We start from the raw sequence: 13,778 nt of genomic DNA on the forward strand, positions 1-13,778 counted from the left end.
AGCAGAGATCTGAAGCGATCTTGCCATGACAGTGACACTCCTTCACTTGAGGAGTAGACCCTGTTCTTCTCGCCTGATCATACCAAAGTGGAATTGACATGCTGACGGCAGCGGGATCGGTCCTCCCGTGATCTGCAGCCATCTTGTTGACACCTGCGCCTGCGGTGCTAGCAGACCGTTGCAGTGCAGCAGATCGAATATGTATCCATCGCGCTGCAACGCTTCAGCGTCACTTGGATGCTGGATTTACCGATAGTGGCGCTGTAATGTTGGCCCAATACAAAAGAGTCTCAGTGTCGTTGCGCCCGGCAGGAGTGCCTGGATCCCACTTGATGATCGATTGATGATGCATCGCATTGCATCTGCGGTGTTTATCTCAAACCTTGTTACTGCCAAGAAACCTTCGTCATTGACGCGTAGATGTCTGGCCGATCATCGGCCTGATGTTCCATTTCTGGTTGGGAAGGGGACGGCGATGAATGACCGTACTAAGCAAGCCGGCAGAGGACGTGAAGCTGCTGGGATGATGCGCCGCGGATTATATTCCGCATTTGTTGCTGGCTTAGGCCTGATATTCGCCTCGCCCCTCATTGCGGATGACCTGGTGCCGTCAGGTGCGGTTCGCATTGAACAAGTCCAGATTGCATTCATTGGCAGTGGAAATCTCGGCGGCGGGACGTTGACGGTCGGTGGCAGGAAATATGACTTTACGGTCGGTGGCCTCGGTGTTGGCGGCATCGGACTGTCTAAGATGGTTGCAACCGGCACCGTCTACAACTTGCGCAACATTGAAGATTTTGATGGCGCCTATGTACAGGGACGCTATGGCTTGGCCCTTGGCAATCTAAGCGCCGGCGAGTTGGTCTTAGGAAATACGAAGGGCGTCGTTCTGAAGCTAAAAGCAGAACGCACTGGCCTCGCACTCTCACTGGGCGGCGATGCCGTCTACATCGATCTCGATTGATTTGAGGGAGAAAGCCATGCTGAGCTTGACGCATGTCGCGATGATATTCGGTCTGCTGTGTGGTGCTGTCATGACATCATCGCCGGCATTCGCTGGAGAAGAACAGACTCTCAAGGCATTTGCCGCCTGGCAAGGGCGCGGCCAGATGTTTGATACCGGGCCAGACCGCACCACCTTTGTGGGGTCATTCACTGGCATGATCTTTGTCGAAACGGAGAAAGGCCCGCTTGATGCTGGCTTTATGGTTTGTCCGGCGATCGTTGACGTGAACCCCAAAGACGGCACGCAGGAAGGCAAAGGACGCTGCACGATCTCGGCAAAGGATGGTTCGCGCGCGTACGCCGATATTGCATGCAAAGGCGTTCACATGGTCGGATGCGATGGTGAGTTCACCTTTACCGGCGGCACCGACCGATTTGCCGGCATCACGGGTGGCGGCCCCATCACGATCCGAAGCGGTCTGCAGGAATTCACCGGAACCGGCGGCAACGTCGTTCAGGAATCGGCCGGCGGCATCATTATCTGGCCGAAGCTTACTTACAAGTTGCCATAGATCGGGATCGTGACTTCGCGCGGGATAGAAGCAGCGAATGGAGGGTGCGATGGGAGGCAGCATAAGTCGGTACTGTGGCCTGCCTGCAGTGTTGACGCTTATGGTCACGCTGGCGGCGCCTGGGACGCTGGCTACTGCGTTCGCGCAGTCACCCATCAGCTATCCTGGGAACGGCCAGAGCTTGGAGCAACAAGCAAAAGACGAAGCGGAGTGTCGCGCGTGGGCAACCCAGCAGACCGGCATTTACCCTTATCAATCTCCGCCTCAATATTACGGCAATTCCTACGCGCCGAGCGGCAATATTGTGCGAGGTGCGGCAGGTGGTGCCGCTCTCGGGGCAGTAGGTGGTGCGATCGGGGGTGATGCCGGGAAGGGCGCCGCGATCGGTGCTGGCGTGGGCGCTACCGCGGGGCTGCTTAAAAATGGTCGCGAACGCCGGCAGCAAGCTCGTGCGAGCGACGAGTCGGCAGCTCAATATCAGGCGGAGCTCAACAACTACAACAATGCTTTTGGCGCTTGCATGCAGGGGCGTGCATATACGGTGCGCTGACCAGCATAGCCGCGCCAAATCGTGTTGGCCATTTGCCGGCGACTGATATGATCTCTTGGCAGATCATATCTCGGGGATGTTTTCCTTGAAGATGACTTGCAATCGCGGCGGATGCCCTTCGTATGGCGTGCCCCTCACGGCATGGCTGAGGATGTTGAGCGCTTCGCGCGCTTCGACCCGCGGGTTTTGATCGATCACGGCATCGAGTGTGCCGTCGAGCAGCAACTCCTTGGTGCCTTCGGTTGCTTCATGCCCGAGAAAGACAATGGCATGTTCCCGCTTGCGTTCCTTGAGCGCTCTGGCGATACCTATATTGCCGCCACCGACATTGTAGATGGCCGCCAGATCAGGGTGACGATCGAGCAGGGCTGATGCTTCAGCATAAGCCTTTTCCCGGTCATCCCGCATTTCCCGAAGTTCGACAATCTGAATATTTGGGAACTCTTCCATCAGGATATGACGGAAGCCCATCTCGCGCTCCTGGTGCCCGCGGTAGGAGAGGGAGCCGGCAAAGAGTGCGACCTTGGCTGGCTTTTCAGCCCCCAGGAACCGGGCAAGTAGATAGCCGGCCAGGCGACCCGCCGCGCGATTGTCGATGCCGATATAGGCGACACGCGGCACATGAAGGATGTCGGAGGCGATCGTCACCACCTTGACGTCGTTAGCCGCGAGCGCCCGGATCGCCTCGCGCACGGTCGGGTGGTCGAGGGCGATGACGCCCACGCCGTGGGTCTGGCCGCGTAGATCGTGCAGGGCGCGCGCCAGGGATTCAGGGCTGAAGCCTTCGATCATGGAGACGCGAACGTCGAGATCGGGGCGCATTGCCGCCTGAGTTTCGATCTGGCGCTGTAGCATTTTGATGAAGGTGTTGGTGCCGGCGGGAAGAGTGAAATCGAGCCGGACGACGGGGCCGACAGCCGACGGGGGCAGGGCGTTGGCACTCGTCCCATCGGCGATATATCCCAGCCGCTGGGCGGTCTCGAGAACGATTTCCCGGGTGCGCGACCGCACGCCGGATCTGTTATTGAGCACACGGTCTACTGTCGCCGTGGAGACGCCCGCTTCGCGCGCAATGTCGGTCAGGGTAGATCGCACAACCATTCGTTCCTTCTGTTTAGTCCGTCTCAGTGACTGGAAGCCCGTCGCGATAAAGCCGCCCCGATAAATCCATCCTGGGGCAAGCTAACTCAGCCGTCGCTGATTCTGATGTAAATTGATGTGCCCTGCGACATCCCGCGGGCACGCCATTTTTCTGCCTGACCCCCAACGCCGTTCCAGTCGGCCCCTCTCATTCAATCAAATCCAAGCATTTTTACTGACACCCATCAGATTTCAATGCGGAATCGTCAAAACAAGCTTCTTTTTGATGTTTTTTGATCGTTATTGATGTTGACAACATAAAATAACATCGTCAATCTCCATCATAAGGGCCGCGGAGCAACTGCAGCCCACGCTGGGAGAGAAAAATGTCGCACTTCAACCGCATATCGCGGCGCCGCTTATTGGCGTCCGGAGGTAAGGCTGCTGTCCTGATTGCAGCTGGTATGGCGCCCAAATTCATCCGCCCCGGCCGCGCCTACGCGGCCGACGCGTTGGCGCCAGGCATGATCGGCGGACCGACGGGTTTTGATGGTGCCGAACGCTATCAGTACGGTGCCGACACACCGGAAGGCCGTGCCGTCGAGGCGGTCAAGGTGATGAAGGGGGCCGGCAAGGCCCCAGCGAAAATCGTGCTTGGCCTGTCCGATGGGTCGATCGGCCAGTTGACGAAGCCGTTTCCCGAAGGCGCACCCTCGATCAAGGATCTCTGGGAAAAGGAAACCGGCATTCCACTCGAGATCATCGGAGTCCCGAACGGCCAGGAATTCACCAAGACGATGCAGGACATCTCCACGAAAGGTGGTGCCTACGACATCTACGCCGTGGAGTGGAATCGCCTCGGGGATCTTGCTGAAACCGGTGGTATCCTGAAGCTCGACGATTTTGTGGCCGCCCACAAACCGGAATGGGACGATCCCGAGCGCGGTTATGTGAACGGTGCGAAGGGCGTCTCGCTGCTCAATCAGTATCGCGGGTCGACCTATGGTGTATCCCTGGACGGCGATTTTCAGACCTGGGTCTATCGCTCGGATCTCTTCGGCGACGAAGGCGAGAAGAAGGCTTTCGCCGACCAGCATGGCTATGAGCTGGCGCCGCCCCGGACATGGAAACAAATGGATGAGGTTGCGGCCTTCTTCCATCGTCCTGACAAGGGATTGTTCGGATCGACGGACCTGCGCAATCAAGGTTGGGGCTATACCAACTGGTACCAGCGCTATGTGTCGATGGGCTCACCCAACCAGTTCCTGTTCGACGACAGCGGAAAACCGCTGATCAATTCCGATGCCGGCATTGCCGCCACCAATGAATATATCGCCTCGCTCGCCCACCATTCTCCCGATGCCATCTCCTGGGGCTGGCCGGAGCAATACGGCAACTTTGCCAAAGGTGGCGCAGCGATGACCTGCGCTTTCTCCAACCTGCCGAAATTCCTCGACAATGCAGGCAATGCGGATTCGAAGGTCACCGGCAAGATCGGGTCGATGCTACCGCCCGGGCGTGAGATCGATGGCAACCTAATCAGCAGGTCCGTGCTGTGGCTCAATCTGTCGGCGTCGGTCTCGTCCCAGGCCGAGCATCCGGAAGCCTGCTATCTGTTCCTGCAATGGTTGGGGTCGAGCCGCATCTATGCCTGGATGACGGCAAATCCAGGCGGCTATTTCGATCCGTTCCGCATGTCGGATTTCTCTGATCCGTTGGTACGCCAGACCTACCACGCCTATCACATGGACGTGGTCCGCGAGACAGTGGCGCGCACGGTGCCAACGATCAACTACCCAGGTGCCACCGCCTTTCACAATGCTCTTGACGAAAATCTGATGGCGGCGCTCACCAAGGCAAAGTCAGCAGAACAGGCGATGGCTGACACAGAGGCTGAATGGAGGAAAATCGCGCGGCGGACGGGCGAAGGCAAACTCCTTGACGCCATCAAGGCGAATAAGGAAGCCTGGCCGACGATTGTCGATCCGCTCGGCTGACTCCTCCCAGTCAGTCGACGCTTGGAGGGAGGGGCGGTGCCCCTCCCTCGTTTTAACCGAGATTTTTGACGATCGCTCCCAATGACACGTTCAGTACCCTTTCAAATATTCCGCTACGCTGCAATCCTGGCAGCCATGGCGGTGACGCTCGTCCCGATCGTCTGGATGATGTCGATGGCCTTCAAACCGATCGCCGAATGGTCGGCGACCGGCGCCGATCTGACTTGGTGGCCGAAAAATCCGACACTCAGCAATTTCCAGTTCGTCTTTGGTGAATCAACAACCAACCTCATCGTCGCACTCGACCGCACCGCTATTAAGCCGATCGTTTCCTCGCTGTTATCGGCGGTGTTCGGGACGGTGATTGCAATGTCTGCGGGAACGGCCGCCGCCTACGGTCTGTCGCGTTTCGGCGCTGGTCAGAATTTGCCACTGGCACTCATTCAGTTGCGGTTGTTTCCGCCCATGGCCGTCATGATTCCGGTGATGATCATGTGGTCCGTTCTGGGCTTTATGGACAGTTGGTGGGGGTTGGCTCTCATCTATGGCATTGTGACGCTACCCTTCGCCTTCTGGCTCATGAAAACGTTCTTTGACGACATGCCGCGGGAGATCGAGGAGGCGGCTCTGGTCGAGGGCTGCTCGCGCCTGCGCGTCTTTACTCGCATCACGCTGCCCATGATGCGGGCACCACTGGCAAGTGCCGCCCTGTTTGTCTTTATCCTCAACTGGTCGGATTATCTTATTGCCCTGCTGCTCACGACGCGGGAATGGGTGACAATCCCAGTCTATATGACCTCGCTCTCCTCCTCCATGACCGGCCAGCTATATGGTGCCAAGGCAGCACTCGGCCTCATCGCGGCGGTGCCACCGGTGATCATGGGCATTGCCATCCAGCGCCACCTGGTGCGCGGGCTGACCTTTGGAGCCCTTAAGCAATGAGCTCGGTCATCGTCCCAGTCAACGAACAGGCGCCAATCGTGGGTACCAACATTGGATTACCGATGGCGCAGGTCCGTCCGGCCCACAATGCGGAAGCCGCGCGTCTTGGCCTGCGTCTGACGCTGCCGGCGCAGATACTGGTCCTGTTCATTGCCGTGTTTCCGCTCCTGATGCAGCTCTACATCAGCCTCACCGACTGGTCGCCTTTGTCTGGCGTGCAATGGTGGAATGCATGGCAGCTCTGGAATGGTCTTGCGAATTATCCGGACCTTGCTGCCGATGCAAGGTTCTGGAGCGCTCTGTGGCGGACGTTCATTGTGATGATCGTCTGCGTGCCGGCGGAATTCCTGCTGGGTCTGGCGCTCGCCATCTTGTTCGCTGACGATTTTCTCGGCAAACGGATCTTTTACTCGATCTTGCTGATGCCGATGATGGTAGTCCCTGCTGTCGCCGGCTACATGTTCTTCATGCTGTTCCAGTCAGATGGGCCGATTAACGATATTCTGTCTTCCCTGACTGGCCTGCAGATAACAGTTGCCTGGCTGTCGGACCCGACACTAGCGCTCATCGCGGTGATGATTGCCGATATATGGCAATGGACGCCGTTGATGTTTCTCATCTTGCTGGCCGGCCTCGTGGGCGTGCCGGATGACCAGATCAAAGCAGCCACGTTGCTGGGCGCCAATTCATGGCAGCGGTTCACGACCATCGTTCTGCCCAAGATGAAAACGATTATCGTCATTGCTCTCGCTATCCGCGTCATCGAGAATTTCAAGATCTTCGATACACTCAATATCATGACTGGCGGTGGTCCGGGCGTCGCGACGGAAACCATCTCTGTCTACATCTATAAAGTCACGACCCAGGATCTGATCTGGAGCTATGTCGCGGCAATCGCCCTTGCCATCCTGGTTCTGCTGTCGATTGCCGCCGTGTTCGGCATGAAGCGCATGGCCACAGCGCGGCAGGCGGTGTGATATGAGCACCATTCGCCTCCAGAATTTGGTCAAGAAGTTCGGCGATTTCACGGCATTGAAGACGATGGACCTCGACATTGCCGATGGCGAGTTCATGGCGCTGCTGGGGCCATCCGGCTGCGGCAAGTCGACAACCATGAATATGATCGCCGGCATGGTTGACCCAACGAGCGGCCGCATCATGTTCGGGGATCGTGACGTTACCGACATGCCGATGGGACGCCGCGGCGTCGGATTCGTGTTCCAGAATTACGCCATCTTTACCCATATGACGGTTCGCGACAACCTTGCCTACGGCCCGAAAATGCGGGGCGACAGCAAAGGTGAAATCGAGCGCCGAGTTCGAGCCATCGCGGAGCTGTTGGAGCTCGCATCCATGTTGGATCGGAAGGCAGACCGGTTGTCCGTCAACATCCTGCAGCGCGTGGCAATCGGCCGTTCGGCGATCCTGGAGCCAGCTATCTTTCTGCTCGACGAGCCGCTGTCCAATGTCGATGCTGCGTTTCGTGCCGTGATGCGGACCGAGCTCAAACACCTGCAGCGCCAGTTCAAGCAGACCATGGTCTATGTGACGCATGATCAGCTTGAGGCGATGACCATGGCAGACCGGATCGCTGTCATGGATCATGGTGTGCTGCAACAGGTCGGCTCGCCGCTCGAAGTCTATAATAATCCGGCCAATGTCTTTGTTGCCCAGTTCATCGGCGCACCAGGCATGAACTTGCTCAAGGGTGTGCCTTGCATGACGGATCGCGGGCTGGCGATCGATCTGGGTTCGCTCGGCATAACACCACCTTTGTCGCCGTCGCTGGCCTCGGCCGTCGGCAATGCCTCCGGCGAGGTACTCTATGGCTGCCGTCCGGAGCAAATGACACTGGCCTCCGGCGGGCAGGGTATTTCCCTGGTGGTCCGGTTTGTCGAACGGATCGGAGCGCGGACCATCGTCCACTTCAGCGACGAGGCCGCAACGGCGAAGGCAGTATTTGACAACGATATCCGGATAAAGATCGGCGATGTCGTGACGGTCGCACCGGTGCCAGAAGCGACCCGTATCTTCGATGCAGCAAGCGGTCTGGCGATCAGGGCGGAGGCCGCCAATGGTTGACATTGCATTTCGCAACGTAACGAAGCGATACGGCAGGACAATGGCTCTCGTGAATGCGACCTTTACCGTCGATGACAACGAGTTTTTCTGCTTCTTCGGCCCGCCGCTTTCCGGAAAATCGACAATTCTGCGACTGATCCTAGGGTTAGAGACCCCGGATGAAGGTGAGATTCTGATCGGTGGCAAACTTGCCAATCAGATGTCACCCGCAGAGCGGAATGTCGCCATGGTATTTCAGAATTTGGCGCTTTTCCCGCATCTGACCGCGCGCGGCAACATCCGCTTCCCGCTGGTCGAGCGGCGGATCGCAGAGCCTGAGATTGTAGCGCGCGTGCAAAGCGTTTCCGACAAACTGCACATCGGCCATATCCTGCACAAGCTGCCTGGGCAGCTTTCAGGTGGCGAGCGCCAGCGTGTCGCAATAGCCCGCGCCCTGGTGCGCGATCCGGCCGCCTATCTCATGGACGACCCCATCTCCGCCTTGGACGCCCGGCTTCGGGAGGAGATGCGCGTCGAACTGAAACGCATTCAGCGCGAACTTGGCAAGACGCTGATCTATGTGACCCATGACCAGGAAGAGGCGATGTCAGTCGCCGATCGTATGGCGATCCTGGAAGGTGGTCATATTCGCCAGATCGGCACGCCCATCGACATCTACGATCATCCAGCCAGTGTCTATGTCGCGCGCCTGCTAGGCTCGCCTATGATGAATGTCTTAACGTCAGTGTATGGCGACGACGGTTTGTCGGCTGCTGGTGGCGCCATTCGAATTGCCCTTCCTGGCATCCCGGCTGATACCGTAGAAATTGGCCTGCGGCCGGAGGATATCAAATTGCAACGCTGGACCGACGATACCAAAGGTCGGCCGGCCAAAGTGTTCGAAGTGGAGCCGCTGGGCGGTTACACTGTCATCACCTTGGAGGCTGGGGAGACACGTCTTCGGGCACTCATTCGGGGGCAGCCGGATATCAGAGCGGACTCGTTGGTATCGATCGTCTGCGAACCGAATCGCGTTCACTATTTCGGCCATGGCGGCGGAGCGCTGGCACAATGACAGCGGCCTTGCAAACGATCGGCGAGGGGGAGAGAAAAATGGCTGGGGCGACAAAATTCCAACCGGATGTCACCGTCGGGGCTAAGACATTCAAGATCGGCTGCATCGGCGCTGGCATGATCATGGCGGAATGCCATCTGGCCGCTTATCGGGAGGCTGGCTTCCCGGTAGTGCGATTGCCTCGCGCACCAGAGCCAACGCGGCCAAGGTAGCGGAGCGATGGCATATTCCTATGGTCCACGACGCGCCGGAAGCGCTGATCGCCGATGCTAGCGTCGATATCATTGATCTCGCTTTTCCGCCGGACCAGCAACCTGCTTTAATTCGACAGGCCTTCAAGCAGAGGCATATCAAGGCCATTCTGGCGCAGAAGCCGCTAGCATTATCGCTCGACGACGCAATCAAGCTGCGCGATGAGGCGGCGGCCGCGGGCAAAATTCTCTCGGTCAACCAGAATATGCGCTACGACCAGTCCATGCGAGTTCTCAAGCAGATTGTTGATGGCGGCGAGCTTGGAGACATCGTATTCGCCCAGATCGACATGCACGCCATCCCGCATTGGCAATCGTTCCTGGAAGGGTATGACCGACTGACATTGGCCAATATGAGTGTGCATCATTTGGATGTCTTGCGCTTCCTTTTTGGCGACCCGGAAGAAATTACGAGCCTGACCCGCCGAGATCCACGTACCAAGTTCGATCATGTCGATGGTATCACCATCTCGACCTTGAAATTTCCATCTGGTGTTCTAGCGGTGTCGCTGGAGGACGTCTGGTCGGGCCCACGGCGGGAGGGATATAAGGATGATCAGCATATCGACTGGCGCGTCGAGGGAACGCTGGGCGTCGCCAAGGGCACCATCGGCTGGCCGACGGGTGCCGCGTCGACACTCACCTATGCATCTGCCGAGACGACAGGCGGCAACTGGGTCTCGCCACAATGGGCCACGATGTGGTTCCCGCATGCCTTCATCGGTGTAATGGCGCAGCTGCAGGATGCGCTGGCGACAGGTATGCCACCGGCGCTGTCTGTTGCCGACAATGTCAAGACTATGGCGCTGATCGAAGCCGGCTATCGTTCCATTGACCAACGCCGCACTGTCAAGCTTTCCGAGATCTCCATAAAATAAAGACCAACCAACACCTAGTCTGGGAGGACTAAACCATGATGCAAGCAGGCATTTTTACGGGATACTTTCCATATGGCCTCGAAGAAACTGCGCAGAAAATCCGGGCGCAGAACTTCAACACTGTGCAGCTCGATCTGCATTTCAAGGACATCGATCTCTCTGCCGGGAAAATCACCAAGGACAAAGCGAAAAAGGTTCGCGACGTGTTCCGCGACAACCATCTGCCAGTGTGCTGCATCTCCGGTTACACCAACATCATTCATCCCGATAAGACAGAGCGGGAGAAGCGGGTCGGCTATCTCAAGGAGATCATCCGTAACGCACGCCATTTCGGTACGCCCTATGTCATCTCGGAAACCGGCACCTACAACACAGAATCCGACTGGGTGCATCACCCTAAGAACAAGACTGAAGAAGGTTTTGAAGAGTGCCGCAAGGTCATCGCTGACCTGTCGCAGACGGCCTACGACCATGGTGCCGTCTTCCTGCTCGAGACCTATGTGAATAATGTCGTGGGCTCTGTGGAGGAAACCGTGAAGATGTTTGCGCAGGTCGATCATCCCGGTTTGGGTCTGCTGATGGATCCGACCAACTATTTCGAGAATCATAACATCGACAAGATCGACCAGATTCTAAACCAAGTCTTTGATACACTGACTGATAAGATCCGGATCGCGCACGCCAAGGATGTCAAACGCGCTGGTGGCGACAAGAGTGAAAAGCACGCCGACATCGGCGATACAGATGCGTTAGAGAGCCATACGTTCCGAGGGGTCGGCGAGATCGAGTTGCCAGCGCCGGGCCTGGGATCGCTCAACTACGATCTCTATCTGCAGCGGCTGTCCGAAAAGCACCCGAATATCCCTGTCATCATCGAACATCTTTCCGAGGACGACGTCTCGAGGGCGAAAAAGTTCCTGGATGGAAAGTTCCGCGCTAACGGACTTTGAGCGCTGAACAGTCGGGGTTCACTATGGCGAGATCAATGGATCACATGGGCCAATCACGCGATGGGAGCGAAAGATATGCCGCGCTGCCATGCTGCCGGACGGTTCTCTCCAAAGATCTCACCGATGGGCCCCTGCCGGCGGGTTGTCATGGTTGAGCTCTATGGTCAGGCATTGTCGCGCCGCCAGATTGCCGAACGGGCTGGTATGCTCTCGCAGTTTGCGGGGGTCCGCCTGATGACACTCGGCGACGGGGTTGAACGGGGAATTCGCATGCTCGAATTCCGTACCGGTACCGGGCTGCGCTTCACTGTTCTTGTCGACCGCGCCATGGACATCGCCGATTGTGAGTTCAAAGGCCTTGCAATTGGGTGGCATTCCCCGGCGGGCTTTCGTCATCCCGGCCTCCATGAATATGAGGGAGAGGGTGGTTTGGCATGGGCCCGGTCATTTTCCGGTTTGCTGGTCACTTGCGGCCTCGATCATATTCTTTTTATGAATGACGTGCCGGCTGACACCTATCTCTACCCGCCGAAGAAGACGATTGCGCATTCTCTGCATGGACGGATCAGCACGATCCCGGCACGTCTTACCGGCTATGGTGAGACTTGGGACGGTGATCGCTGCGTTTTATGGGCGGAAGGTATCGTCCAGCAGTCGACCGTGTTTGGCGAAGATCTGCACCTCATTCGCCGTATCGAGGTGGATGTGGGGAGCAACGAAATCCGGTTGAAAGACCGAGTGGTCAATCACGGTTTCTATCGAACGCCGCATATGTATTTCTATCACATCAATGTCAGTCATCCGCTACTTGATGACGGCTCACGCTATCTGGCACCTATCAAGGATGTCGTATGGGCGGCGCACGCAGGCGCAAGTTATGACGCGCAGAATGTCGGCTATCGGACCATGCCGGCGCCGCGGCAAAAGTTCCAGGAGCAGGTCTGGCAACATGAGCTCGACGCCGACCAAGCTGGCGAAGTACCCGTTGCTGTCATCAACGATCGCCTGAAAATCGGCTTGGAAGTGATCACCCGCAAAGATCAGCTACCTTGCATGTATCAGTGGCAAAATTTCCAGGCCGGCCAGTATGCGCTGGGTATCGAACCCTCAACGCATCATGTGCTTGGCAATCTGGCTGCGCGTGAGCGCGCCGAAATGATTTGGCTTGAGCATGATGAGAGCCGCTCTTACGACGCAACTTTTCGCATCGTTGACGGGGCCGAACAGATTGCGGCGGTGGAAAGGAGAATCTCGACCATCGCGCGACAGCCTGCAGAGGACTATCCGCGACCATCGGGCGATTTTCCGCGTATCGGTGGGAGGTTGTGATGAAGATAGGTATCAACGGATCGACAGGTCCGATCAGACGAGATTATAGCCTAGTTGGAGAGAGTACGCGCTACGCGATCGACAGCGGCCTCACTATGGCGCAATGGTATCGAACCGATGTGCCGCGCAAGACTATGAAAGACCTCATGCGCCGCTCTGACGGTCCGGCAATACGGGACTCTGTCATCTGGATCGGGTCGCTGCTCCTGTCGGCTGCGGGAGGCATCTATTTCTGGAACAGCTGGGAATGTGTGCCATTCTTCTTTGTATATGGGGTCCTATATGGTTCGGCCAGTGATGCACGCTGGCATGAATGCGGCCACGGTACGGCCTTTATGACGCGATGGATGAATGACGTCATCTATCATATTGCGAGTTTCATGCTGATGCGCAATCCCGTGACCTGGCGCTGGAGTCACGTGCGGCATCATACCGATACGATCATCGTCGGTCGCGACGCCGAAATAGCCGTCATGCGGCCGCCCAACTTATGGCGCGTGGCGCTCGGATTTGTCGGTATTGTCGACGTCTGGCATTCGATCTTGGCTCTGGCGCAGAATGCGCTCGGTAGATTGAGTTCGGCTGAGCGTAGCTTCATTCCAGAAATGGAGCAGGCCAAGGCGATATGGGCAGCGCGCTATCATGTTGCTATCTATCTGGCGACGCTCGCCTTGTCGTTGAGCCTCCTGTCCTGGCTACCGTTGATGCTGATCGGTTTACCGCGCATGTATGGCTGCTGGCATATGCTAATGACCGGCTTGCTGCAGCATGGCGGCCTTGCTGACAATGTGACAGATCATCGCCTCAATACCCGTACTGTCTATATGAATCGGATCAGTCGGTTTCTTTATTGGAATATGAACTATCACATCGAGCACCACATGTTTCCGATGGTGCCTTATCACGCCTTGCCCAAGCTCCATGAGCTGATCAAACATGATTTGCCGGCCCCCAATCCGTCGATATTTCATGCTTTTCGAGAGATGATCGCGGCCTTCCTGCGCCAGCGACATGATCTGGAGTATTTTGTTCTGCGTGGTCTGCCCCCGACGGCACAGCCTTATCGTATCAACGTAGACCTTCCCAACGTATCTTCGTTGGCGGAATAGGGTGAAAGATGAGAGTTAAGATATCGACGACGGGTATCC

13 protein-coding genes are annotated in these 13,778 nt (G+C 57.2%); 12 read left to right on the forward strand and 1 reads right to left on the reverse strand.

What is annotated here, in order from left to right:
• The first annotated feature begins 343 nt into the window (after positions 1-343).
• The 3 genes from AC1DWZ_RS00585 to AC1DWZ_RS00595 all read left to right on the forward strand — a co-directional run bounded on the left by AC1DWZ_RS00585 (position 344) and on the right by AC1DWZ_RS00595 (position 2,067).
• Positions 344-964 carry a hypothetical protein gene (locus tag AC1DWZ_RS00585; RefSeq protein ID WP_477166913.1) on the forward strand — a complete coding sequence of 207 codons (621 nt, stop codon included), beginning with the start codon at positions 344-346 and terminating at the stop codon, positions 962-964.
• Positions 965-980: 16 nt separating this feature from the next.
• Positions 981-1,517, forward strand: coding sequence for a hypothetical protein (locus AC1DWZ_RS00590; RefSeq protein WP_477166914.1), 537 nt, complete (start codon positions 981-983; stop codon positions 1,515-1,517).
• Between the two features lie 100 nt (positions 1,518-1,617).
• Positions 1,618-2,067 carry a glycine zipper family protein gene (locus AC1DWZ_RS00595; RefSeq protein WP_477166915.1) on the forward strand — a complete coding sequence of 150 codons (450 nt, stop codon included), beginning with the start codon at positions 1,618-1,620 and terminating at the stop codon, positions 2,065-2,067.
• A 63-nt stretch (positions 2,068-2,130) separates the two neighbouring features.
• Here the strand turns inward: AC1DWZ_RS00595 and AC1DWZ_RS00600 are convergent, their stop codons facing one another.
• Positions 2,131-3,168 (reverse strand): LacI family DNA-binding transcriptional regulator, encoded by a 1,038-nt coding sequence (locus tag AC1DWZ_RS00600; RefSeq protein WP_477166916.1) that lies wholly within the window; start codon positions 3,166-3,168, stop codon positions 2,131-2,133.
• A gap of 365 nt (positions 3,169-3,533) precedes the next feature.
• Between AC1DWZ_RS00600 and AC1DWZ_RS00605 the strand changes: the two genes are divergently transcribed.
• From AC1DWZ_RS00605 to AC1DWZ_RS00645, 9 genes are all read left to right on the forward strand, one after another.
• Positions 3,534-5,144, forward strand: coding sequence for an extracellular solute-binding protein (locus tag AC1DWZ_RS00605; RefSeq protein ID WP_477166917.1), 1,611 nt, complete (start codon positions 3,534-3,536; stop codon positions 5,142-5,144).
• An 81-nt stretch (positions 5,145-5,225) separates the two neighbouring features.
• Positions 5,226-6,086 carry a carbohydrate ABC transporter permease gene (locus AC1DWZ_RS00610; protein ID WP_477166918.1) on the forward strand — a complete coding sequence of 287 codons (861 nt, stop codon included), beginning with the start codon at positions 5,226-5,228 and terminating at the stop codon, positions 6,084-6,086.
• The gene (locus AC1DWZ_RS00615) at positions 6,083-7,063 is read left to right on the forward strand and encodes a carbohydrate ABC transporter permease (protein WP_477166919.1); all 981 of its coding nucleotides are present in this window, start codon (positions 6,083-6,085) and stop codon (positions 7,061-7,063) included. The genes AC1DWZ_RS00610 and AC1DWZ_RS00615 overlap by 4 nt, the downstream gene beginning before the upstream one ends.
• A 1-nt stretch (position 7,064) precedes the next feature.
• Entirely contained in the window at positions 7,065-8,168 is a 1,104-nt protein-coding gene (locus AC1DWZ_RS00620) for an ABC transporter ATP-binding protein (RefSeq protein WP_477166920.1), read from the forward strand.
• Positions 8,122-9,222 carry an ABC transporter ATP-binding protein gene (locus AC1DWZ_RS00625; RefSeq protein WP_477166921.1) on the forward strand — a complete coding sequence of 367 codons (1,101 nt, stop codon included), beginning with the start codon at positions 8,122-8,124 and terminating at the stop codon, positions 9,220-9,222. Before AC1DWZ_RS00620 ends, AC1DWZ_RS00625 begins: the two co-directional genes overlap by 47 nt.
• Positions 9,223-9,352: 130 nt before the next feature.
• On the forward strand, positions 9,353-10,351 hold the full coding sequence (locus AC1DWZ_RS00630; protein WP_477166922.1) for a Gfo/Idh/MocA family protein: 999 nt from the start codon (positions 9,353-9,355) through the stop codon (positions 10,349-10,351).
• 35 nt (positions 10,352-10,386) lie between these two features.
• Positions 10,387-11,301 (forward strand): sugar phosphate isomerase/epimerase family protein, encoded by a 915-nt coding sequence (locus tag AC1DWZ_RS00635; RefSeq protein ID WP_477166923.1) that lies wholly within the window; start codon positions 10,387-10,389, stop codon positions 11,299-11,301.
• 147 nt (positions 11,302-11,448) lie between these two features.
• Complete coding sequence (locus AC1DWZ_RS00640) at positions 11,449-12,630, forward strand: aldose 1-epimerase family protein (RefSeq protein ID WP_477166924.1); 1,182 nt, start codon at positions 11,449-11,451, stop codon at positions 12,628-12,630.
• The gene (locus AC1DWZ_RS00645; RefSeq protein ID WP_477166925.1) at positions 12,630-13,739 is read left to right on the forward strand and encodes a fatty acid desaturase family protein; all 1,110 of its coding nucleotides are present in this window, start codon (positions 12,630-12,632) and stop codon (positions 13,737-13,739) included. Before AC1DWZ_RS00640 ends, AC1DWZ_RS00645 begins: the two co-directional genes overlap by 1 nt.
• Positions 13,740-13,778: the final 39 nt, after the last annotated feature.

This window comes from Dongia sp. P2_B8 (assembly GCF_056404715.1).